26 protein-coding genes and 1 tRNA gene are annotated in these 21993 nt (G+C 66.1%); 15 read left to right on the top strand and 12 right to left on the bottom strand.

Annotated features, from left to right (window positions below; all coding sequences use genetic code 11):
* Positions 1-18: 18 nt before the first annotated feature.
* From sufB to ACOZ4I_RS12480, 6 genes are all read left to right on the top strand, one after another.
* Entirely contained in the window at positions 19-1449 is a 1431-nt protein-coding gene (gene sufB / locus ACOZ4I_RS12505; protein ID WP_424000010.1) for a Fe-S cluster assembly protein SufB, read from the top strand.
* A 2-nt stretch (positions 1450-1451) separates the two neighbouring features.
* Positions 1452-2663: a Fe-S cluster assembly protein SufD gene (gene sufD, locus ACOZ4I_RS12500; protein ID WP_424000008.1), complete on the top strand. Its 1212-nt coding sequence runs from the start codon at positions 1452-1454 to the stop codon at positions 2661-2663.
* A 268-nt stretch (positions 2664-2931) separates the two neighbouring features.
* The gene (locus ACOZ4I_RS12495; protein WP_424000006.1) at positions 2932-3414 is read left to right on the top strand and encodes a ferritin-like domain-containing protein; all 483 of its coding nucleotides are present in this window, start codon (positions 2932-2934) and stop codon (positions 3412-3414) included.
* The gene (locus tag ACOZ4I_RS12490) at positions 3411-3845 is read left to right on the top strand and encodes a metal-dependent transcriptional regulator (protein WP_424000004.1); all 435 of its coding nucleotides are present in this window, start codon (positions 3411-3413) and stop codon (positions 3843-3845) included. Before ACOZ4I_RS12495 ends, ACOZ4I_RS12490 begins: the two co-directional genes overlap by 4 nt.
* A 129-nt stretch (positions 3846-3974) precedes the next feature.
* Positions 3975-4047, top strand: a tRNA-Gln gene (locus ACOZ4I_RS12485).
* 309 nt (positions 4048-4356) lie between these two features.
* Positions 4357-5085, top strand: coding sequence for a GNAT family N-acetyltransferase (locus ACOZ4I_RS12480; protein ID WP_424000002.1), 729 nt, complete (start codon positions 4357-4359; stop codon positions 5083-5085).
* Here the strand turns inward: ACOZ4I_RS12480 and ACOZ4I_RS12475 are convergent.
* Entirely contained in the window at positions 5082-5285 is a 204-nt protein-coding gene (locus ACOZ4I_RS12475; protein ID WP_424000000.1) for a hypothetical protein, read from the bottom strand. The genes ACOZ4I_RS12480 and ACOZ4I_RS12475 overlap by 4 nt on opposite strands.
* A 285-nt stretch (positions 5286-5570) precedes the next feature.
* Here ACOZ4I_RS12475 and ACOZ4I_RS12470 point away from each other — a divergent pair, with 285 nt between their 5' ends.
* Positions 5571-6287, top strand: a complete 717-nt coding sequence (locus ACOZ4I_RS12470; protein WP_423999998.1) for an HD domain-containing protein — start codon at positions 5571-5573, stop codon at positions 6285-6287.
* Here ACOZ4I_RS12470 and ACOZ4I_RS12465 read toward each other — a convergent pair.
* From ACOZ4I_RS12465 to ACOZ4I_RS12455, 3 genes are all read right to left on the bottom strand, one after another.
* Positions 6282-7016 carry a LysE family translocator gene (locus tag ACOZ4I_RS12465; protein WP_423999996.1) on the bottom strand — a complete coding sequence of 245 codons (735 nt, stop codon included), beginning with the start codon at positions 7014-7016 and terminating at the stop codon, positions 6282-6284. The two genes, ACOZ4I_RS12470 and ACOZ4I_RS12465, sit on opposite strands and share 6 nt — an antisense overlap.
* A gap of 38 nt (positions 7017-7054) precedes the next feature.
* Positions 7055-7945 (bottom strand): coiled-coil protein, encoded by an 891-nt coding sequence (locus ACOZ4I_RS12460; protein ID WP_101350746.1) that lies wholly within the window; start codon positions 7943-7945, stop codon positions 7055-7057.
* Between the two features lie 266 nt (positions 7946-8211).
* Positions 8212-10047 (bottom strand): hydrolase, encoded by a 1836-nt coding sequence (locus ACOZ4I_RS12455; RefSeq protein WP_423999994.1) that lies wholly within the window; start codon positions 10045-10047, stop codon positions 8212-8214.
* A 107-nt stretch (positions 10048-10154) separates the two neighbouring features.
* Between ACOZ4I_RS12455 and ACOZ4I_RS12450 the strand changes: the two genes are divergently transcribed.
* On the top strand, positions 10155-10328 hold the full coding sequence (locus tag ACOZ4I_RS12450; protein WP_423999992.1) for a hypothetical protein: 174 nt from the start codon (positions 10155-10157) through the stop codon (positions 10326-10328).
* A 26-nt stretch (positions 10329-10354) separates the two neighbouring features.
* Positions 10355-10783: a DUF371 domain-containing protein gene (locus tag ACOZ4I_RS12445; RefSeq protein WP_423999990.1), complete on the top strand. Its 429-nt coding sequence runs from the start codon at positions 10355-10357 to the stop codon at positions 10781-10783.
* 208 nt (positions 10784-10991) lie between these two features.
* Here ACOZ4I_RS12445 and thsA read toward each other — a convergent pair whose 3' ends face one another.
* Entirely contained in the window at positions 10992-12551 is a 1560-nt protein-coding gene (gene thsA, locus ACOZ4I_RS12440; RefSeq protein WP_424004805.1) for a thermosome subunit alpha, read from the bottom strand.
* A gap of 174 nt (positions 12552-12725) precedes the next feature.
* Here thsA and ACOZ4I_RS12435 point away from each other — a divergent pair, with 174 nt between their 5' ends.
* A complete protein-coding gene (locus ACOZ4I_RS12435; protein ID WP_423999988.1) occupies positions 12726-13535 on the top strand; it encodes an amidohydrolase family protein in 810 nt (269 codons plus the stop codon).
* A 47-nt stretch (positions 13536-13582) separates the two neighbouring features.
* Here the strand turns inward: ACOZ4I_RS12435 and ACOZ4I_RS12430 are convergent, their stop codons facing one another.
* Together ACOZ4I_RS12430 and ACOZ4I_RS12425 are read right to left on the bottom strand one after the other, a co-directional pair.
* A complete protein-coding gene (locus ACOZ4I_RS12430; protein ID WP_423999986.1) occupies positions 13583-14488 on the bottom strand; it encodes a glycosyltransferase family 2 protein in 906 nt (301 codons plus the stop codon).
* A 100-nt stretch (positions 14489-14588) separates the two neighbouring features.
* A complete protein-coding gene (locus ACOZ4I_RS12425) occupies positions 14589-15293 on the bottom strand; it encodes a class I SAM-dependent methyltransferase (RefSeq protein ID WP_423999984.1) in 705 nt (234 codons plus the stop codon).
* 240 nt (positions 15294-15533) lie between these two features.
* On the opposite strand from ACOZ4I_RS12425, the gene ACOZ4I_RS12420 reads away from it, so the two are divergent.
* The 3 genes from ACOZ4I_RS12420 to ACOZ4I_RS12410 are packed head-to-tail and all read left to right on the top strand — an operon-like array spanning position 15534 to position 17348.
* Positions 15534-15803, top strand: coding sequence for a helix-turn-helix domain-containing protein (locus ACOZ4I_RS12420; protein WP_162412708.1), 270 nt, complete (start codon positions 15534-15536; stop codon positions 15801-15803).
* 9 nt (positions 15804-15812) lie between these two features.
* Positions 15813-16619, top strand: a complete 807-nt coding sequence (locus ACOZ4I_RS12415) for an MBL fold metallo-hydrolase (RefSeq protein ID WP_423999982.1) — start codon at positions 15813-15815, stop codon at positions 16617-16619.
* Positions 16620-16652: 33 nt separating this feature from the next.
* Positions 16653-17348 (top strand): YkgJ family cysteine cluster protein, encoded by a 696-nt coding sequence (locus tag ACOZ4I_RS12410; RefSeq protein ID WP_423999980.1) that lies wholly within the window; start codon positions 16653-16655, stop codon positions 17346-17348.
* A gap of 2 nt (positions 17349-17350) precedes the next feature.
* Here ACOZ4I_RS12410 and ACOZ4I_RS12405 read toward each other — a convergent pair whose 3' ends face one another.
* Positions 17351-17755, bottom strand: coding sequence for a TRAM domain-containing protein (locus tag ACOZ4I_RS12405; RefSeq protein ID WP_423999978.1), 405 nt, complete (start codon positions 17753-17755; stop codon positions 17351-17353).
* A 246-nt stretch (positions 17756-18001) separates the two neighbouring features.
* Between ACOZ4I_RS12405 and ACOZ4I_RS12400 the strand changes: the two genes are divergently transcribed.
* Complete coding sequence (locus tag ACOZ4I_RS12400) at positions 18002-18244, top strand: DUF7123 family protein (RefSeq protein WP_162412712.1); 243 nt, start codon at positions 18002-18004, stop codon at positions 18242-18244.
* A 144-nt stretch (positions 18245-18388) separates the two neighbouring features.
* Positions 18389-18943 carry a DoxX family protein gene (locus ACOZ4I_RS12395; RefSeq protein ID WP_423999976.1) on the top strand — a complete coding sequence of 185 codons (555 nt, stop codon included), beginning with the start codon at positions 18389-18391 and terminating at the stop codon, positions 18941-18943.
* A gap of 16 nt (positions 18944-18959) precedes the next feature.
* On the opposite strand, the gene ACOZ4I_RS12390 is transcribed toward ACOZ4I_RS12395, so the two are convergent.
* From ACOZ4I_RS12390 to ACOZ4I_RS12375, 4 genes are all read right to left on the bottom strand, one after another.
* Positions 18960-19565 carry a winged helix-turn-helix transcriptional regulator gene (locus tag ACOZ4I_RS12390; RefSeq protein ID WP_423999974.1) on the bottom strand — a complete coding sequence of 202 codons (606 nt, stop codon included), beginning with the start codon at positions 19563-19565 and terminating at the stop codon, positions 18960-18962.
* Positions 19566-19610: 45 nt separating this feature from the next.
* Positions 19611-20807, bottom strand: coding sequence for an SPFH domain-containing protein (locus ACOZ4I_RS12385; protein ID WP_162412715.1), 1197 nt, complete (start codon positions 20805-20807; stop codon positions 19611-19613).
* A gap of 74 nt (positions 20808-20881) precedes the next feature.
* Positions 20882-21484 (bottom strand): NfeD family protein, encoded by a 603-nt coding sequence (locus ACOZ4I_RS12380; protein ID WP_423999971.1) that lies wholly within the window; start codon positions 21482-21484, stop codon positions 20882-20884.
* A 154-nt stretch (positions 21485-21638) separates the two neighbouring features.
* Entirely contained in the window at positions 21639-21983 is a 345-nt protein-coding gene (locus ACOZ4I_RS12375) for a DUF7312 domain-containing protein (RefSeq protein ID WP_423999969.1), read from the bottom strand.
* Between the last annotated feature and the right edge of the window lie 10 nt (positions 21984-21993).

Here is a 21993-nt window from a genome sequence, read left to right as displayed (position 1 = left end):
GACACACAACATCAAACTATGAGTTCAGATCAAGACCACCTCAAAGAAACCGACACCGAAGCCCGCTTCGAGTTCAAGAAGGAGGAAAACGCCGCCTTCGAGACCGAGAAGGGCCTCACCGAGGAGACCGTCCGGGTCATCTCCGAAGACAAGGACGAGCCCGAGTGGATGCTCGAGCGACGCCTGCGCGCACTGGAGCAGTTCCAGGAGATGCCCATGCCGGAGGGCTGGCCGGGCGCGCCCGACCTCTCCGAGGTCGACATCGACCACATCGTTCCCTACATCCGCCCGGACATCGAGACACGCGGCGGCGCTGACTCCTGGGAGGACCTCCCGGAGGAGATTCAGGACACCTTCGACAAACTGGGCATCCCCGAGGCCGAGAAGAACGCCCTCTCCGGCGTCGGCGCGCAGTACGAGTCCGAGATCGTCTACCAGAACATGCAGGAGCGCTGGGAGGAGAAGGGCGTCATCTTCTGTGACATGGACAAGGCCGTCCAGGACCACGAAGACCTCGTCAAAGAGCACTTCATGACGAAGTGCGTCCCCCCGAGCGACAACAAGTTCGCCGCACTCCACGGCGCGGTCTGGTCCGGCGGGTCGTTCGTCTACGTCCCCGAGGACACGACCGTCGAGATGCCCGTGCAGGCGTACTTCCGCATGAACAGCGAGGGCATGGGCCAGTTCGAGCACACGCTCATCATCGCCGAGGACAACTCCGAGGTCCACTACATCGAGGGCTGTTCCGCCCCGAAGTACTCGGCGTTCAATCTCCACTCCGGCGGCGTCGAAGTGTTCGTCGGCGAGAACGCGCACGTCCAGTACTCCACGGTCCAGAACTGGTCGAAGAACACCTACAACCTCAACACCAAGCGCGCCATCGTCGAGGCCGACGGCACGATGGAGTGGGTTTCCGGGTCGATGGGCTCGAAGGCCACGATGCTGTACCCCGCGACCATCCTCAAGGGTCCCGGCGCGACGGACAACCACATCACCATCGCCTTCGCGGGCGAGGGCCAGGACATCGACACCGGCGCGAAGGTCTACCACAACGCGCCCGACACGAAGTCCACCATCGAGTCAAAGTCCATCAGCAAGGACGGCGGCCGCACGAACTACCGTGGCCTCGTCCACATCAGCGACGGTGCCGAGGACTCCTCGACCTCCGTCGAGTGTGACGCGCTCATGTTCGACAACGAGTCCACGTCGGACACGATGCCGTACATGGAGATTCAGGAGTCCAAGGTCGACGTGGCCCACGAGGCGACCGTCGGCAAGATCGGCGACGAGGACGTGTTCTACCTCCAGAGCCGCGGCCTCGACGACGACGACGCGAAGCAGATGATCGTCGCCGGCTTCATCGAGCCGATCACGGAGGAACTGCCCATCGAGTACGCGGTCGAACTGAACCGCCTCATCGAACTGGAGATGGAGGGGTCGCTCGGATAACAATGAGCACGCAGGTACACGCCAATCTCACAGCGAGCCAGGTCGAACAGATTTCCGAGGATCTCGGCGAACCCGAGTGGCTGCTCGAGACGCGCAAGGAGGCCCTCGCCGCGCTCGACGACCTCGACATGCCCGACGTCATCCGGACGCCGGGTCGCACGTGGACGAACCTCGACGCGCTCGACTACGAGTCGCTCGTCGACCCGCTCGACTACGCCCAGGACAAGGACCGCGTCGACGCCGAGGGCGTCGAGGTCCTCTCTTGGAGCGAGGCGCTCGACGAGCACGAAGACCTCGTCAAAGAGCACTTCGGGTCCGTCGTCGACACCCAGCGGGACTACCTCACGGCGCTGTCGACGGCCCTGTTCTCGGCCGGGACGGTCGTCTACGTCCCCGAGGGCGTCGACGCCGAGGACGTGAAGATCCGGACGACGATGAACAGCCAGTCGCTGTTCAACTACACGCTCGTCGTCGCCGAGGAGTCCTCGTCCGTGACGATTCTCGAACGCCAGCAGACCGGCGAAGAGACCGACGGCGACCGCTACTACTCTGGCGTCGTCGAGGCCGTCGCCGGCGAGAACGCCTACGTCCAGTACGGCGCGCTCCAGAACCTCTCGGAGGAGACGTACAACTTCTCCACGAAGCGCGGGCACGCCGACACCTACGCCACGATCAACTGGATCGAGGGTAACATCGGCTCCCGACTGACCAAGTCCAGCGTCGAGACGCGACTGCTCGGCGACTCCTCGGAGTCGCAGATCCTCGGGGCCTTCTTCGGCCACGAGGACCAGCACTTCGACATCGCCAGCCGCGTCTGGCACGAGGCCGAACACACCGTCGCCGACCTCGTCACCCGCGGCGTCTTAGACGACGAGGCCCGCTCGGTGTACGAGGGCGTCCAGGACGTCGGCCGAGAGGCCTGGGACACCTCGTCGTACCAGCGTGAGAACACGCTGATGCTCTCCGACGAGTCCGAGGCCGACGCGTCCCCGAAGCTCATCATCAACAACCACGACACCGAGGCCTCCCACTCCGCGACGGTGGGACAGGTCGACGCCGAGGACATGTTCTACATGACCTCCCGCGGTGTCAACCCTGAGGCGGCGAAGAACATGCTCGTCGAGGGCTTCTTCGTCCCCGTCCTCGAAGAGGTGCAGGTCGACGAACTCCGCGAGGACCTCGACCAGCTGATCTACGAGCGTCTCCGAGAGTAATCAAGCGATTACTCTCGGAGGCTCATCAGAGCCTCGCTCTGATGGCGTCTCCGGGCGTAATTCGGAGAATTACGACTAAGGTGTGAGAGAGCATTGCTCTCTCGGCGTCTGCGCGAACACCTCGTTTTGCCCGCGTTGCTATCCGATACGTGGCCGGCAGGTGTGCCCATCTCGCCGGCTCACGGGACGCCGACAGGGAACCGCTTAAGTCCGCCCCTCCCCGAATTACGCCCATGACTGCATCACAGCGCCGCGTGGGGGTGATGTCGTGAGCCTCACGCAGCCGGTGGGGTCGGACCATCAGCTCGCCCGGTTGCTGCAGATCGGTATCGTCCTCGAAGAGGTCGTCGAGGCCCGATCCGCGAAGCACGCGGAGGAGACGGGAGACGAACTCGATCCAGACGTGATCGAACTCCTCGAACACGCTTCGACGGAGTCGGCGGACCACCGCCGTCGACTGGAGGAACTGGTCGACGATCTGGAGGCGGACACCGTCGCCTTCGAGGAGATCGAGATGCTGGTCGAGGCCCAGTACGAGTCCGACGAGGACTTCGACGGCGTCCTCTACGATCAGCTCTGTAACGAGGAGACGGCGTACAAGTTCTACGACGACCTCATCGAAGCGATCGAGGCGTCGGACGTGTCGTTCAGCGTCGATCGAGAACGGCTGCTCGACGTGCTCTCGGACATCCGGGCGGAAGAGGCCGAAGGCGTCGAAGAAGTGACTGACCTGATGGAGGCCCAGCAATGAACTCACAGGCCCAGTACCTGAAAGCGATCTATCTCACGCAACAGCAGAAAGACGGCTCCGCATCGACCGGCGACGTGGCCGACATGCTCGACGTTAGCCCGGCCAGCGCCAACGAGATGATCGGAAAGCTCGAGGACCGCGGGCTGCTCAACCACGAGAAGTACAAGGGCGTCGACCTGACCGACGACGGCATCCACCAGGCCCGCGAGGCGCTCCAGAACTACTGCATCATCGAGCGATTCCTCGTCGAGGTGCTCGAAGTCGAGGAGTTCCGCACCGAGGCCAAACAGCTCGAAGGCGTCATCGACGAGACGGTCGCCGACCGACTGGATACGATCATCGACCGCGACCCCAAGTGCCCGGACTGCTTCGACGCCGAGGACGACGTCTGCGGCCTCCTCGAAGTCGAGGCCGAGGCGACGAGCGACTGACTCTCGAAGCGTTCAAGTGCGTTCCGTCGGTTACTCAGAGTACAGCCCGCGAGCGAGTTGCGGGAGTTCGGTCCCGTGGTGGTGAGCGAATCCGTCTGGTTCGTGACCCTCGCGAGACGAGCGAAGTGAAGTCCCGTGGTGTAGTGGCCAATCATAAGGGCCTTTGGAGCCCTTGACGGCGGTTCGAATCCGCCCGGGACTATTCTGTCCGAACGAAGTGAGGACGAATAGCGGATGGTGGATTCGAACCCCAGGAGACGAGCGAAGCGAGTCTTCGGAAGGTTCGAATCCGCCCTGGCCTGTGTAACAGCGAGAGTACTCGTGGCCCGCTCAGTTGCCGGTGAGCCGCGCGCTCTCCGTGCTCGACCCACTGTACCGGCTTTTCTGCGAACGACAATTGAATCGGACCTGAGTGCCAATGCCATCAACGGTGCATCCGATATCAGGACGGACGTGACAATAGACGAGACATAACTGTAGATTTATAACGCGTCGTGCCAATTAGTGTCACATGCGAATCCGAGAAGCGGAGCCGGCCGACCGGCCGGCGATCCGGGACGTGGCGCGACGGTCGTTGGTAGCATCGTACTCGCTTGGACCGGAGGCAATCACCAGCGCTATCGAGGAGTGGTACGACGAGGACCGCATCGAGGAGATACTGGGGGACGACGACCGACTCCTCCTCGTCGCCGACCGGGACGGGCAGGTCGTCGGCGTCTCCGAGAGCGTCTTCTCGGGCGACCACGTCGGGACGATTCTGTGGTTGCACGTCGACCCGTCCTACCGCGGTGAGGGCATCGGCTCCGCGCTGTTCGACGAGACCGACCGCGTGCTCCGCGACCGCGGGGCCGAGACGATTCACGGGCGGGTGCTCGCGGACAACGTGGAGGGGAACACGTTCTACGAGGACCGGGGTTTCGAGCGGGTCGGCACCGGGGAGGTCGATATCGGCGAGCGAACCTACGTCGAGAACCTCTACACCGACGCCGACGAAATCGGGCGCGATCCGATCACGGACGAGTCGGGGAAGACCGTCTACGTCGATCACGACACTCACGAGAAGGGGTCCATCGAGCCGTTCCACGTGGTGTACACGACCGAGGACGGCGACGATCGCTACGGGTACTTCTGTAGCAACTGCGAGTCACTCGCGAACGCGATGAACTCGATGGGGCGGATCGAGTGCAACAACTGCGGGAACGTGCGAAAGCCGCTCCGCTGGGACGCCGCCTACCTCTAGTTCCCCGTATTTCCCGGCGGCGGACTCCCCTGTGAGGTCTGTCGCTCGCTGGCCGGAACGAGGATCAGCCGGTAGTACAGGCCGAACAGACACAGCGCGATGAATACGCCGACAAGGATGTCGGAGACGATGTGTTGGTTGATGACGTGACCGATACTCCCACCGCCAGCACTGGAGACGTGAAGCAGGGCTGAGTACATATGTACTCATTATCCAACTAGAACTAAAAATACGGGCCCGGGTTCCCGGTCGCTGAGAACCGGGGTGGAGTATTCACGGACGTCGGGTGGCTTCCCACCTGCGACACGCCCGCGATGGACTCTCTGGCAGGTCGACAGATCGCCGGCCGAACCCGCATCGGCGTCGCTCGCTCGGGAGCGATACGACGTCCGTGCCAGTCGTTCTCCCTGTCGTAACGCTAAAGAGTCGAACGTACCTCTATATGTGTAAGATGAATATCGGAATCCGTCGCCGGAGGTGGTGCTGTGGGCGTCGAGATTAGGGAGTCACCTGTCTCGGCGGACGCGTTCGAGGACATGAAGGAGTTCGTCCACGGCTACCTCGCCGCGAGCGTCGAAAACGAGGACGAGGGCGGTCGCATGCGGTGGTACCCGTGGCACTCGGCGGAGTACCGCTTCAACCACATCCTCAACGTCGTCGACATTGCGACGAAGATCGCCCGCAAGGAAGGGGCGAACGTCGACGTGACGCGCGTGGCCGCACTCTTTCACGACATCGCGAAACTCGAAGCCGAGCAGGACGTCCACGCGGAAGCGGGCGCGCGGATCGCCCGCGAGTACCTCACGACCCACGGTGACTACCCCGAGTCGTTCGTCGAGCAGGTGTGTTCGGCCGTCGAGGCCCACTCGTATCAGGGCCCGCTCGACGATCTGCCGCTCGAGGTTCAGTGTCTCATCGAGGCGGACATCCTCGACAAGGTCGGTGCGAACGGGACCGCGCTGATGTTGCTCCGCATGGGCTACGAGTCCCGGACGCACATGGACGCCGCCGAGATGGTCGACCGGGTCATCGAACGCGGCGAAGACGCCCGCGAGCGCGTCGAGAGCGACACGGCAGAGTCCATCATCCACCAGCGGCTCAAGCGGACCCGCTGGTTCCAGGAGTGGCTGACGATGGAGGTCGCCGAGATGGCCGTCGAGGAGGAACTCGACGACGTGGCGACCGGGATGGGCGACTCATAGCGCCCGAACGACGAAGAGCACGCCGGTGGCGGCCAGCACGGCGGCGCTGACCCACGCGACCAGCGGCGCGAGTCGCTCGACGCGGTTTCTCGCGGCGACGATCGCCGCCGGGAACCCCGTGATCCAGAGCGCGATGCCGCCGAAGAAGCCGCCCATCAGCACCGGGTGACCGGTCTGGACCACCAGCGCGTCGGTCGCACCGGCCGATAGCGCCGGGACGAACGACGCCACGTCGACCGTCCCGGGTTCGAGCAGACCGACGCCGACGGTGAGCCAGAAGGCGACCTGATACGGATTCGTCAGCGCCAGCACCAGCGCCTTCCGAAAGCCGCGACTCTGGTCGTCGTCGACCGCGTGATCCGCCGTGGCCACCGCGTGGGCCTCACGAACCGCGCCGTAGGCGAACCAGAGCATCAGGAGGCCGCCCGCACCGATCATCACGCGTCGCAGGCCCGGCGTCTCGGTCACGACGGCCGCGACGCCGAGCACCGCGAGCACGAAGAAGCAGGCGTCGGCCGTCATCGCGCCGAGGCCGGCGAAGAAACCGGCCCGCCACCCGCGGACCGCGCTCTCCTCGGCGATGACCGCGTTCATCGGCCCGGGCGGGGCGGCGAGCGCGAGGCCAAAGAGCACGCCGCCCAGGGCCGTCGGTAGTAGCGCCAGTCCGCCGACACCGGTGCTCAGTGACGCGAGCGCATCGAGCGGCGACGAGACGAGTGTGAGATGCATCTACGGAGTCGAGAAAACAGAGAGAGAATGGGGCGAGGTTACAGCTTGCCAGCTTTCTGCAGCTTCATCAGGTCCTCGGTGTCGAGGGTCTCGCCTTCCTTGAACTTCTGGTAGATCTCCTCGGCCTCCTCGCGGGCGGCCTCCTGCTTTTCCTCGCGCTGGGAGCGCTCCTGCTCCTCTTCCTTCTTGTCGAGTTCGCGCAGGCGCTTCTGGACGCGGACGAAGTCCTCGTGGTGCTGGTCGGCCGCTTCCTGGGCCTCGACGAACTCCTCGTGCTTCTCGTCGGCCTCGTCACGGATCTCGTCGGCCTCGCGGTAGGCCTCGATCATCTCGTTGTGGTGCTTCTGGGCCTCGTCGGCCAGCTCCGTGACCTTCTGGTGGTGCTTCGAGGCTTCTGATCGGACCTCTTCGGCCTCCTCTTTGAGCTCTTCGAGGTCGCCGCCCTGATCGAGCTTCTCCTGTTTCTCCTGGAGCTTCTCGCGCTTGGTCTCGATCTTCTCGATGAGCTCCTTCTCGTCTTCCGAGGAGAGGACCTCCGTCTGCTGTTTGAACTCGAGGTCTTCGATCTCTTCTTTGAGCTGCTCGACGGACGTGCCCTCGTCGAGTTCGAGATCGTTCTTGAGATTGTCGACCTTGTCGAAGAGCTCGTTGGCCTCCGCGTTGAGCTCGTTTCGCTTGTCCTTGTGCTCCTGGACCTGCTCGTTGAGCTCGTCGCGCTTCTCGCGGTGTTCCTGGGCCTCGTCGACCTTCTCGCGGGTCTTCGCGTTCAGGTCGTCGCGGGCGGACGCCCGCTCGGACGCCATCTGGTTCAGCTCGTTGCGGCGGTCGCGGAGCTGGCCGGCGAGTTTGATGAGCTCGCCCTTCGATTTGTTTTCGAGATCCTCTTCGGTTACTGTAACGTTCTTTGATTCGTCTATCGAGTCTGCCATTGTTGAAACCTCTATGCCATCACCGCTTCAGCACAGACAGTCGAGCCACTACTGAGGGGCTGGCACCAATAACAAGGGTTCCCTCTCATGTTGGGCTGAAAGCGATACTGCCTGAACGCGGAAGCGTTCTGGTGTCTACAGATAGAGGTGGATATTGTTTAAATATTCCGGTGCACCGAATACCGCGTCAACCCCTCACACGCCTCATATTCGGAGGTGAGGGAGTCACACGACTATGAGAGTACCTTATATATAACGGAAATATATTACTCAGAGATAGTGTACTCGTTCGTGGCGACCCGCTGGCCGTCGGTCACGGCGAGTGTCACGTCGTCGCCGGCCGACAGCGAGAGGGTGTCGACGGTGATGCGAGCGAACGGGCCGACGGTGTGTTCGACTTGTTCGCGGTCGCCGTTTCGGTCCCACTCGACGGTAAGGGCCGCCCTGGCCGGGCGGTCGTGGAGGATCACGATCTCGCGCTCGCCCGGGCGCGGATCGGAGAGCACGATCTGCGTCGGCTCGTAGCCGTTCGTCAGCGCGTCGTACGCGGGCTTCTCGTCGCCGCCGGCGGTCACCAGTCCCATGCCGGCGTCGCCCGCGTCGCGCAGGCAGTCCGCGACGAGCATCGTCGCCTCGCGCTGACGGAGTTGCTCGGTGACCCGCCGGACGACGTTCGCCTGATACGCCTGCGAGGCGTCGACGCCGTCCTCGACGTGGCGGTCGTGGCACGAGCGGTCGAACCCGGGGGCCGCTTCCGGGTCTGGTCGCCCGAGCGACCCCGCGCCGAACCCGGCGATGACATCGCCGACGTCGAAGCGCTCACAGAGCCACTCGAGGTCGTCCACGGAACCGTAGCGCCACCCCGGGTAGAGCGTGACGGCGTCTGGGCCGATTCCCGGCGGGCCGACGACTGGAAACGTCGGGACGGACTCGACCGTTTCGCCGACGGCGTCGGCGTCCGCCGCGTCGTAGCCGGCCCGCCACGCCCGAAAGCGAAAGCGCAGGCGGTCGAGGAATCCCGACCCGAGCCCGTCGGCGTACGGCGACACCGGGTCGTCGTGGACGCCGACGGCGGCGAAGCTCGGGTGCCGGCCGTACGTCCCGTCGAGCCGCTCTGCGAGGTCCATCCCACGCTCGGGGTCGAACGCGCCGGGTCCGGACAGCGGGAGGTCCTGCCAGAGGAGGACGCCGTGTTCGTCGCAGGCCGCGGCCACGTCCGGGGGCGCGCCCTGCGCGCGGACGCGGACCAGGTTCGCGTTGGCCCGGACGGCCCGCTCGACGTCCGCGACGGTCGGGTCGACGAGTGTCACGCCGCGGACCCGAACGTCCTCGCCGTTGACCGTCAGGCCGTCGTCGTACTCGACGCTCGCCAGACCGGTCGTCGCGGTGTGCTCGTCGTCGCCGAGTTTCGCCCTGACGACGTAGCGGGACTGCTCACCGCGGTCGTGGGGCCACCACAGCGAGGGGTCGCGCACGTCCATCGCGTAGGTGACCGTCTCCGTCCCGGCGTCGGTCGAGACCCGCGCGCGGTCCATCATCCCGCCGCCCCGAACGTCGCCCTCGGGTCGCAGGGAGAGCGTGAGCCGGTCGTCGAGCGGCTCGTCGGTCGCGACGGTGGCCGTCACTTCGACGGCCGCGCCGTCGTCGTGCAGCCGCGGTCGCGCCGACAGTTCGCGCACGCAGGGGTCCGGTCGGGTCGCTATCTCCGCGCCCCACCAGATGCCCGGGACGCAGCGCTCGGCGGGCAACTGGTCGGTCGCGTGCAGGCCGCCGAAGCGGTCCTCGGGCGCGCGACACTCCACCACCACCCGCAGTTCCTCGGCGTCGGGCAACGCCACCCGAAGCGGCTCGAAGTACGCGTCGTGGCTGGCGAGCAACTCTCCGTTGCACCACACACGCGTGTGAGCGAAGGCCCCCTCGAGGACGAGAAACGCGTGCTCGTCGTCCGCCGAACGGGGGTCCGATACGGTCGTCTCGTACGCGACGGCGTCCGCGCCGGCGAACTGCTCTGGCCGTCCGGGGACCGTCACCGGTTTCCACGCCTCCGGGGTCGGCATCTCGTCGTCCGGCGCAACCGCCGCGCCGCGCCACTCCAGCGACATACCTTGTGGCGCGTTCTCCGCGGCCATATCCTTTGCCCCGTGCTTCACTTTCACTTTCACTCCGGACATGGCTCGCCTTGAGGTAGGTGCGCCCCCTACGAACTGGTATGTTCACCGAACTGCACGAGGCGGCGACGCCGACCTGTGAGGCTCCAGACTGCGAGCGGCCGCTCGGCGACCCGGCGCTGGCCTTCGAGATCGAGGCCGGCCGCCGCGAGGCCCACGAGTGTGCCTGCGGTGCGGTGACAGTGACCGTTGCCCGCCCGGAGTCGTCTCGCTGAAGTAGCACCGCGTTCGAGCGGAAGCTATGTCACGCGAAGAGGTGGTCCGCGCGAGCGGCCACGAGAACGTCACGGGCGAGCACGCGAGCACGCTCGAAGTCACCAGCGACGACTTCCTGACGCCGGCCGGCGACTGCATCCTCGCCGTCGACGCCGACCGCGTCCCCGCGGACTTCGACGAGGCCTTCGTCTCGGCCTGCCAGGACGCCGACGCGACCATCACGGCGACCATCGCGGCCGGCGAGCAGAGCGTCACGGTGACCGGTTCCGGCCACCCCGATCTGACCTTCGAGAACGAGCGCAGCCACGTCCTGCGGACGAGCGACTACGTCGACGACCGGACCGTGATGGTGAACGCCGACGCCGCCGCCGGGGACGTGGACCGCGCCCTCGTTTCCGCGCTCGCCGACGGCCACGACGCGACGCTGACGCTGACGGTCGAATCGACGGACTGACCGCCCTCGCGTACGTTTCGGAGTCGATCGAGGAAGTGCGACAGCTGTCGCTCGCCGTTCGTACTCCGAAAGAATGCAGATGTTAGGCCGACGCGGTCGCGAGGCGACCTCGCGGTGAAACCGCTCGCTTCGAGGTCGCGAAGCGACCTCGCGTACCTCGACTCGAACTCTCGTCGAGTTAGGACCTCGCGCTGAAACGCTCGATTGTCTAACTAGACGAGATAACGTCGTCGATGCGGACGATCATCGTCGCGGCCTCGGTCGCGGACTCGATGGCCTCGCGCTTGACCGCGGCGGGGTCGAGGATGCCGTACTCGACGGGGTCACCGACGACGCCGGTCTGGCCTTCGCTGATGACGCCGGCGATGCCCTCGCTCTCGTGTTCCGCGCGGAGGTCGACGAGCGCGTCGATGGCGTCGAGGCCCGTGTTCTCCGCGAGGGTGCGGGGCAGCACGTCGACGGCGTCGGCGAACGCCTCGACGGCGAGCTGCTTGCGGCCCTCGATGGATGCCGCCTCGGAGCGGATGTGGTCGGCGACGGCGATCTCGGTCGCGCCGGCACCGGGGACCACGCCGCCCGCGTCGAGCGCGGCGACGACGGTGTCGAGCGCGTCGTTGAGCGCGCGCTCGATCTCGTCGACGACGTGTTCGGTGGAGCCGCGGGCCATGATCGTGACGGACTCGGCGGTCGCGCCGCCGGTGATGACCGTCGCCTCGTCGTCGCCGTGCTTCTCGACCTCGACGGCATCCGCGTGGCCGAGGGCGTCCTCGTCGAGCGCGTCGAGCGAGCCGACCCGCTTCGCGCCCGTCGCCTCGACGATGTCCTTGGCCGTCGAGGAGCTGACGCTCTCGACGACGAAGACGCCCGCCTTGGCGAGCTGGGAGGCGACGCGGTCGGCTACGTCTTCCGTGACGAAGACCACGTCAGCACCGCTGTCGAGGATGGCCTCGGCGTAGCCGCTGAGCTCCTGCTCCTCGGCGTCGAGCGCGGCGTTGAGCTGGTCGACGCTGGAGACGTTGTACTCGGCGTCGATGTTGCTCTCGCGGACGTCGAGTTCGGCGTCGACGACGGCGATGGACGCGTCCTCGACGGAGCGGGGCATGTTGTCGTGGACGGCCGTCTCGTCGACGATGACGCCCTCGACGAGCTCCGTCGCGGAGGAGGCCGCGCCCGTCTGGGCGTGGACCTCGATGTTGTCTCGGATGACGCCGTTGTCGCTCTTGGCGTGGCGGACGGCGTCGACGACGACTTCGGCGAGGCGCTCGGCCTCGACGTCGCCGGTGCCCTTGCCGGTCATCGAGGATTCGGCGACCTCGACCAGTGTCTCGTCGTCGAGGTCGACGTCGAGAACGGCCTCGTCGACGGCCTCCTGGGCCAGTTTCGCGGCGGCGGAGTACCCCTCGACGATGGTCGTCGGGTGCACGTCGTCGTCGAGCAGGTCCTCGCCCTTCGCCAGCAGTTCACCGGCCAGGACAGACGCCGTCGTCGTGCCGTCGCCCACCTCGTCCTCCTGGGTCTGGGCGACCTCGACGATCATCTGTGCGGCGGGGTGTTCGATGTCCATCTCCGAGAGGATGGTCGCCCCGTCGTTGGTGATGACCACGTCGCCGTCGTCGGAGACGAGCATCTTGTCCATGCCGCGGGGGCCGAGCGTGGTCCGTACGGACTCGCTTACGGCCTTGCCGGCAGAGATGTTCGACGACTGTGCGTCCTTCCCGTGTGTGCGCTGGGCGTCCTCATCAAGGATGAAAAGAGGCTGGCCGCCCATGCGTCGCTGGCCAGATGACATGTGTATTGAACCTCACCTAAGACAAGGCAAGCGGTTCTATATAAATCTTTCTAACGTAACGGGCCGCGACATCCCGTGACAGCGCCGCCCCGGCCCCGGATTCGGGGACGCCTACGCATGTTTTAATAGAGGGGTATACACACGGTACTGTAGATGCTCGAGCTGGAGCACGGGTTCCGCGTCGTCGATACGCACGCGCGCCTCGAACCCGACGAGCAGCGCCGTCCCCGTGACGGCATGGGCGACCCCGAGCAACTCGAACGGGAGATGCACCAGGCCGGCGTCGTCCGGGCCGTGGTCTTTCCCGGCGAGCGCGAGGGGTCGTACCTGAAAGCCAACAACGCCGTCGCCCGGATGACCGTCGAGCGGCCGATGGTGGCACTCGCCAGGGTCAACGGCGCTCGGGACCCCGGCAGCGGTCCCGGATCGGCCCTGCGGAACCTCACGAGCAGCAGGACCGACGCCCACACGTCGCCGGACGACGTCGAGCAGTACGCTTACGACGACCGGTTCTGTGGCTTCAAGCTCCACCCGCCGGCCGACGGCCTGCCCGACGAGGACGTGCTCTCACAACTGGAGGCCGTGTCGCTCCCGGTCATCGTCCACGGCGGCGAGGGGTTCCCGCCCGAGACGGTCGCCGAGACGCTGTTACAGTACGACTTCCCGGTCGTCCTCTCGCACTTCGGGGCCCATCCGCTCCGCCGGGACCTGATGGACGCGGCCATCGATCTGCTCGACTCGCACGACCAGCTGTATCTCGACACCAGCGCCGTCCGCTACCGCCGGCCCATGGAACGTGCGATCCTCGAACACCCCGACCGCGTCCTCTTCGGCAGCGGCGTTCCGAGCGTCCACCCGAACGTCGCCGTCATGGAGATTCTCACCCTCGACGTGCCCGAGGACGCGATGCGAAAGGTCTTCTCGAACAATCCCAGTCGCGTCGTCGAAGAACTCGCTCCGTGAGCGGTCCCTGTGCGGACCCTATGCGGTCCGTGCGGAGGGCAGAGGGGCTACCGCCAGTCGTACACCGTCACCGCGCGGTCCGCCCGCGCGGAGCGACCGTTCGGATTCCGCCGAGCGCTGCGGTCGCCGAGGCGGGCACGGACCCCGTCCGCGACGCCCGCGCCGACGCCCGATAACACGTCCTGGCCGGTGCCGAGCCACTGTGACGGTGTCGCGTCCCCGCGAACCACGTCGAACAGCGCGTCCTTCGCGTCGGCCGCGGCGTGCCCGGCGATGCGGCGGGCGACGGTCGGCCTGAGGTTGTAGTTCTTCACCAGCCGGTAGGTGAGCGAGCGGTACTTCGGGGTCCAGTCCGTCTCGCGGATGCCGCCGTCGGCCTCGAACTCGCGGCTGACGCACATCTCGGAACTCCAGGAGAGGTCGTGGCCGGCCGCCGCCATCCGGTGGGCGAAGTCGCGCGCGCTCCCGATCGAGAGGTACTCGTCGAAGCCGTCGAGGCGCTCCAGCACCTCCGCGTCGAACGCCACGTTGCCGGGGTTGAAGTACGTCACCTCGCGGCCGGCGATAGTCCGTGCCTCCTTCGATTCGGTTGTCATCCCGGCTCTGAGCCGCTCGTGCGTCGGCCCGGTCACCGCCTCGGTCACCCCCGAAAGCCCCTCGCGAATCGCGTCGGCCCAGCCGTCTTCGACGGACAGTCCCTGATTCACGAACGCGACGATGTCCCCGGTGGCCCGATCGAGGCCGGCGTTGCGGGCGACGGTGACGGAGCGGTCCGCGATCTCGACGAGGACCGACACGTCGTCGCGGTCCCGGACCATCCCCGTCGTCCCGTCGGCGGACGGTCCGTTGACGACGATGGTCTCGGCGTCGGGGACCTGCTCGGCGAGTGCGTCCAGACAGCCGGCCAGCTCCTCACGGCCGTTGAGCGTCGGGACCACTACCGAAATAGTCATGTTTCAGGGTACGTCGGCGAAGGCGCATAAAAGTCGCGGGCCGAACGTCCGCGTGTGACACACAGTGAGTGGCTCCGTCCGGGAAACGACGCCGTCAGCGTTAGACGTGGGTGTTCCAGTACGACACCGAGGCCATCTTCTCGCCTAGCGGCGTTCCCCCCAGCGCCGTGTCGATGGAGCGAAATGAAGCGGCCAGTTCGTTCGGGATCTTCCGGTAAAAGCCGTAGGGCAGCAGCCAGTCGTGGTCGGCGTCGGTCAGTTCGAGGCCGGCCCCGTCGAGCAGCCGGTCGATCTCCCACCGGGAGTACAGCCGCGACCCCATCGGGAGCGCCCAGTTGTAGATCGACCGGGTCGAGAACCGATTGAAGGTGTCGAAGAAGACCTGTTCCTTCGAGACGCGGCGCATCTCCGCGAGGAACGCCGCCGGCGTATCGGCGAGGTGGAAGAATCGCATCGCGAACACCGTATCGAAGTGGTCGTCGGGGAACGGCAGGCGGGCCGCGTCGCCGCGCATGAACTCCACGTGGTCGTCGACACCCGTCGCTTGCGCCTTCTCGCGGCCCTGCTGGAGCATCGGCCCGGAGATGTCGAGTCCCGTAATGTTCGCGCCGCGTTCGGCGAGCATCACCGTGAACCGGCCGGTCCCGCAGGCGACTTCGAGCACGTTCTTGTCGGCCACGGGTCCGATAGCGTCGAGCACCGCCTGTTTCTCGCGGCGGTCGATCAACCGACCTCCGCGGGAGAATCGCTTGGCCTCGTACTCTTCGGCCACGGTGTCGGCCTGATACCACTCCTGCCCTTTCACGCTCTATTGCTCACCCCGCGGGGGATAAAACGATACTGGAATCCCGTCTCGGCGGGCGGGTCCGTCGACCGGTCGACGCCAGACTGTTCGGGTCCGGCGCACGATGTCCTCACCGATGCCACGACCGAAACCACATGATGACAGGCGTGTATAAGGGTACATTAAACACTCTATAGAATCTGTATTGTTTGGTCATACATATAGCCAAGTTTTACCATCAAGACTTGAATATCACAGAGTATGAGCGCACTTACTGAAAATGCCGCGCCAGCCCCCTTCACCGACGAGGAGTTCCGCGAGACGCTCCGGGAACTCCCACCGAGCGCCAAGCTCGTGGCGAAGGTGCTGGAAGACGACGCGCCGCTGTCGCAGGGCCAACTGGCCGAAGACTCGCTGCTGCCGGACCGGACGGTCCGGTACGCTCTGAACCGCCTGGAAGAGTCCGGGCTGGTGGACTCCCGATACAGCTTCACGGACGCGCGCAAACAGGTTTATTTCCTCACGGTCTGACCCGCCGGCATGGACTGGCAGCGGACCAACGCGTCCGTTCCGACACGTGCCCCGACCGGCGAAACGGCGGCGTACCTCCTCGGTTCCGACGACGCACTTCTCGTTGACCCCGCCGACGCGACCGTCACGCTGGACGACCTTCTCATCGACCGCACGGTCTCTCACCTCGCGGTCACGCACCACCATCCCGACCACGTCGGCGGCGTCGCTCACTACGCGAGAGCGACCGACGCCACCGTCTGGGCGCGCCGGGGTCGCGTCGCGGCGTTCGAGGCTGCGACCGGCGTCCGACCGGACCGCGTCTTCGGCGAGGGGACGACGATTCCGACCGACGCCGGTCCGGTGACCGTCGTCGAGACGCCGGGCCACGCGCCGGAACACGTCGCGTTCGCGGCCGGGGGACGCGTCGTCGCCGGCGACCTGGCCGTCGCCGAGGGGAGCGTCGTGGTGGGTGCGCCCGAAGGCGACGTTCGCGCGTACCTGACATCGCTTCGCCGGCTCCACGCTCGGAACCCAGACCGACTGCTCCCGAGTCACGGTCCCGCTATCGAGGACCCGCGAGCGACGTGCGAGCGCCTGATTGCCCACCGACTCGACCGCGAGGACCGGGTACGCGAGGCGATCCGCTCGGGCGCACAGTCGCTCGACGAGATTCTCGACGCCGCCTACGCGAAAGACCTCTCCGGCGTCCGCGACCTCGCGCGGGCGACGGTGCACGCACACCTGGAGAAACTCGCCGTCGAGGGCAAGATTACGTGGAACGGCGAGCGCGCCCGCTCGATCGAGTCTGCCGACCGCGGTTCGCCCGCGGGGTGACGCCCTTTTGTCCGTCCGGGCGCTACTGCGGGTGTGAACTCGCTCGAATCCGAACTCGAACGCGCCCGCGACCTCGACGAGTCGGCGCTCGCCGACGCCATCGAGACCATCGGGTTCGAGTGCACGCGCTGCGGGGCCTGCTGTAAGGCGGAATCGGGCGGCTGTGGCGGGGACACCGACGACCGAAGCGAGAGCGCCCCTCACACCGCGACGGTGTTCCCCGACGAGATTCGACAGTTACAGGCCGCGGGAGACTACGACTTCCGCGACGTGGCCCGGCCGATGCCGTACGGGCTGGACGACGGCCCGGACGGTCCCGAGGGCGAGACCTTCGAGTGGGCGCTCCAGACCGACGACTGCGGCGACTGTACGTTCTACGCCGAGGCCGACGACGGAACGGGGGCCTGTACGGTCCACGAGGACCGCCCGCTCATCTGTCGGACCTACCCGTTCAGCGTCGCACTCGGTGGGACGAGCCAGCCGATGGGCGAGGCGGTCGACGAGGAGGGACTGGTCAGGGCCCACGAGTGCGAGGGGCTGGGCCGCGATATCTCGCGCGACGAGGCCGCGGCGCTGGCCGCGGCGCTCAAGGAGCGAGCGGTGCGGGAACTGGAAGAAGCGATCGGCGTTCGCGACAGCTACCGGCCGGCGGACCCGGCCGACGGAGAGGTCGTCGTCCACGACTCGGAGGGAGCGAAACGGCCCGACGGGACGCCCTACGAGCGGTGACCTCAGACCTCGTCGATGATCTCGCCGACGGCGAAGTTCGACTTGACCTCGGTGACCTCGATTTTGACGCGCTCGTCGATATCGGCGCCCGGAACGATGATGACGTAGCCGCGCTCGACCCGCGCGATGCCGTCGCCCTGCTTGCCGATGTCCTCGATCTCGACGTAGCGCGTCTCGCCCGGTTCGACCGGCGGCTGGGGCTGGTCCGGCGGCGTCTCCGTCTCCGTCGCAGACTCCTCGCTCGACTCCGACCCGTCGTCCGCGGAGATGAGTGCGACGCGGTACGTCCCGTTCGGGTCGACGCCGCCGGTCTTGACCTCGCGTCGCGGTATCTCGACGACGTAGCGGTCCCCCTCCTCGCGGACGTCAGCACTGAACAGACACAGCAGTTGATCCGAGATTTCCAATGTGATAGACCTCCGTTCGCCCACAAAACGGCCCATTACTAAAGAACTGCCGGAGGGAACGACCGGCGTCGTACCCACTTACCGGCACCTCGATCGGTGTTTCCCACCTGTACCAACGCCCCCTCGCGCGGTCCGACTGGCGGGGCTATCGGCCACCGATATGTGCAGAAACCGCACGACGGCGAGGCGTTAACCGACTGTACCAAACCCCCTAAGGGCGTCTCGGCTCTGCACCTAGACAGAGCAATGAGCGCCACCGCACAGACCACCGACAGTCCCCTCTCGGACAAGCAGCGTCGCATCCTCGAGTACCTGCGGGACAACGCCGACGAGCAGACGTACTTCAAGTCGCGGCTCATCGGCGACGAACTCGGTCTCTCGGCCAAGGAAGTCGGGACGAACATGACCGCCATCGCGAACGGCGACCACGACCTGGCCGTCGAGAAGTGGGGCTACTCTTCTTCGACGACGTGGATGGTCGACGCCTGAGTCCGTCTGTCGGCACCCACCCACGGGGCCGTCTCATTCGTGTAGGATCCAAGTTATATTCTCATGCGTTATTCCATGAACGGCCCGTTCGCCCATCGGAAATCGTGAACTGGATTTATTAGAATCGGTGATGATTGTGGCAATATGTCTTCGGAGGAAGTCACGCTCACTAGCACGGTCGCGGGATTCACCGCGGAGGGGAAACTCCACACGCTCAGCGTCTGGTTCATCCTGGCGCTGCGGTTGATGATGGGGATCGCCTTCTTCCAGAGCGGGATCGACAAGGTACTGTCGGGCAGTTTCGGCGCCGCGGGCTACCTCCAGAACGCCCCGCCGGCGAACGGGAGCCCCGTCGCCAGCGTCTTCGTCGCGATGGGGAACACGCCGTGGTTCGTCGACTTCGTGAACGTCGCCGTCCCGTGGGGCGAGGTGTTCATCGGTCTCGGTCTGCTCGTCGGCGCGTTTACCCGCCTCGCGGCGTTCTGGGGCGCGTTCATGATGTTGCTGTTCTACTTCGGGAACTGGGACATCGGCCACGGTTACATCAACGGTGACTTCGCGTACATGCTCGTCTTCCTCGCCGTCGCCGCGTTCGGGGCCGGGCGAATCCTGGGACTCGATCCGTACATCGAGCAGTACGAGGTCGGCGGCACGCCGCTGGTCGAGCGCTACCCGTGGATGCGGTACCTCCTCGGCTAAGTCGCGGCTCGCGATATCAGGGGTCGTACCGCAACAGCGAGTCGGCTTCGCCTGCCAGCGCGGCGGCGTCGTCGCCGAAGGAGTCGGCGTACCTGATGACGAGCGTGAGTACCGTCTCCGGTTCCGTGACGGCGTAGCCGTCTTCGCGCGAGAGCAGGTCGGCGGCTTCGAGGTCGGCGGCGTAGTTGCTCACTGTCGGGCGCGACACGTCGAGTTCGCTCGCCAACTCGGAGGCGGTCGCGTCCGGGCGTCGGAGCAACGTGACGAGCATCCCCCGCGCGGTCGAGCGACGGAGGTAGCCCAGCGTCACCTGCTCGAACGCGGAGAACTGGCCGGCCGGGAAGTAGCGGCGGTAGTCGCCGTCCTTGCGCGAGGCGACGATGCCCTCGTTCTCCAGTCGGTGGAGGTGGTGCTGGGCCTCGCCGGTCCCGAGTTTGAGGTCGTCACGGAGTTTCGAGAAGTGGGTGCCGGGGCGGGCCGAGACGTAGCCCGCGATGGCGTCGGGCGCGTCGCTGTCGCTCCCGTCGTCGGTGAAGCGAGCGAGCGGACTCGCCGCGCCGAGGGCGGCGAAGCGGCGGAGCGTGGCCCGCTTGTCCTCGTCGACCTCGCCCTCGCGGCTCATTGGTACCGAAAAGGCGGGTCGGTGATAAAACGTCTTCGCCTGCTATCAGGATTGACTATCCTTGTCGACTTCGGAGGGCTGGGCCGTGTCGTCGGGCCCGCCGGCCACGTCCGTCTGGGACCCGCCCTCGAACTCGGCGTCCATCTCCTCGATGACGTCGTCGGCGTTGTCGACGCCGGAGTCCTCGCCGTGTTTGATCTTCTGGGCTTCCTCCTCCATCGCTTCCACGTCGACCTGCGCTTCCTCGTCGATCTGGCCGAGGATCTCCTCGATGTCGTCGAGACCGAGCATCTCGCGGGTCTCGTCGTCGAAGTCCAGCGCGTCGAGCGTGTGGCCGTTCTCCTTCACGTCCGAGCCCTGGAGGTGCTTGCCGTAGCGGCCGACGAGCGACGTGAGTTCCTGCGGGAGGACGAACTTCGTCGACTCGCCCTGGCCGATCTCGGCGAGCGTCTCCATCCCCTTGTCGATGACGGCGCGCTCGCCCATCGATTCGGCGGATTTCGCACGCAGGACGGTCGAGATTGCGTCACCCTGCGCTTCGAGGATCTGGCTCTGTTTCTCACCCTGGGCGCGGATGATGTTGGACTGCTTGTCACCTTCCGCCGTCTCGATGGCGGAGCGCCGCTCACCCTGGGCTTCCAGGATCATGGCGCGGCGTTTCCGCTCGGCGGAGGTCTGTTGCTCCATGGCCTGCTGGACGTCCTTCGAGGGGTTGACCTCGCGGACCTCGACGCTCTCGACGCGGACGCCCCACTCGTCGGTCGGTTCGTCCAGTTCCTTCCGGATGCGGGCGTTGATCTCGCCGCGCTTGTTGAGCGTGTCGTCCAGTTCCATGTCGCCGAGCACGGCGCGTAGCGTGGTCTGGGCGAGGTTGGAGACGGCGCGCTCGTAGTTGTCGACTTCGAGGAACGCCTTCTTCGGGTCCATCACCTTGATGTAGACGACGGCGTCGGCGGTCACCGGCGAGTTGTCGCGGGTGATGGCCTCCTGACGCGGCACGTCGAGCGTCTGGGTACGCATGTCGAAGCGGGTCACGTCGGAGACGAAGGGGTAGATGAAGTGAATCCCCTGGTCGAGGACGCCGCGATAGGTCCCGAGGACGGTGTAGGCACCTTTCTGGTACGGGCGGATGATCACGACGCTCGAATAGACGAGCGCGATAGCGAGCAGGAGGAAGATTACCGTGACAAAGCCGATAATCCCTCCGAGCGCTGACTGCAGCGGTACTGTCGCGGGGAACATGACAGTCAGAACTCCGGAGCGCGCAAGGAAAAGACTTCGGTGTCTGTGTCACATACTACCGAGGTACACGATTCCTACGCCCGCTCGGACTCGCGCTCCGTTTCGGTGTCTGAATTCGCGTCGCTTTTGCTCCGTTCGCGCGCCAGTTCACGGTCGATGCTGTCGGTTCCGGATTCGACGGCTTCGACGGTGAGAACGTTTCCGCCGCCGGGGTCGAGGACCATCACCTCGGCCCCTTCCTCGATGGGGTCGCCGTCGCTACGGGCCTGATAGTAGGGATTGAAGCCACCGTCCTCCAGTTTGACCTCGCCGTCGCTCCGGGTCACGCGCTCGGTCACGGTCCCGAACTGGCCCCGCAGCGAGTCGGAACTGAGCGTCTGGCCGCGGCCCTGGCCGGCGAAGTCGAGCTTTCGATAGCCCCACAGCGTCGCGGCCGTCGTCGCCAGCACCACGACGGTGAGGATGAGCGGCGCGAAGATGCCCAGGCTCGCCGGGATGAACAGTCCGACCAGCCCCGCCGTCAGCAGCGCCACGCCGAGGACGAAAAAGTGCGTCCCGGGCGCGAGCGCCTCACCGACGATGAGTCCCGCGCCGGCCAGAAACAGCAGGATGGAGAGCGACATGCTCAGCAGCGGTTCGGCCTGCAGGGGGGCGAGCGCCGCCAGCGGGTTCACCATGTCTCGCTGTTGGGTCGGCGCGGGATTAAGTGTCGGGGTCGGTCGGCCGTTCAAACGGCGTTTGACGGGAGTGAAAGCAGCGGCTGGTGAGACGAGGACCACCTGCTGACGAGTAGCGGCCACGTAATCGCCATCGGGCCACAACGCGCGTCGGTCACGCGTCGCCGGTCCGGACGAACAGGCCGTACAGGGCCGCGGTCCCGACGAGCACGGCGAGAATCACGCCGGCGAGCGTCGTCGGCGCGTACATCGTCGGGCCGAGGAACATCCGGCCGAGCGCGAGAATCGCGAAGATGACGCCGAGGGCGACGAAGACCACGTTCTCCGCTTTCGGCGTGCCAGGCGTCACCTCCAGGTCTGGGGCGAACGAACCCGCGACCGCGCCCTCCTCCTCGTCGTCCTCGACTTCGATGACGTCGGCTTCGGTGGCCAGTTCGTACTCCTCGGTGAACCCGCCGTCGCGAGCGGCCGTCTCGTCGCGGCCGGCGTCGTCGTCCATACCCGGGATA

Source organism: Haloarcula salina, assembly GCF_049603855.1.
In the GTDB taxonomy this organism is placed as follows: Archaea; Halobacteriota; Halobacteria; order Halobacteriales; family Haloarculaceae; genus Haloarcula; species Haloarcula salina_A.
Note: the sequence above shows the minus strand (reverse complement) of the source record. Positions and strands in the feature narration are given on the sequence as shown.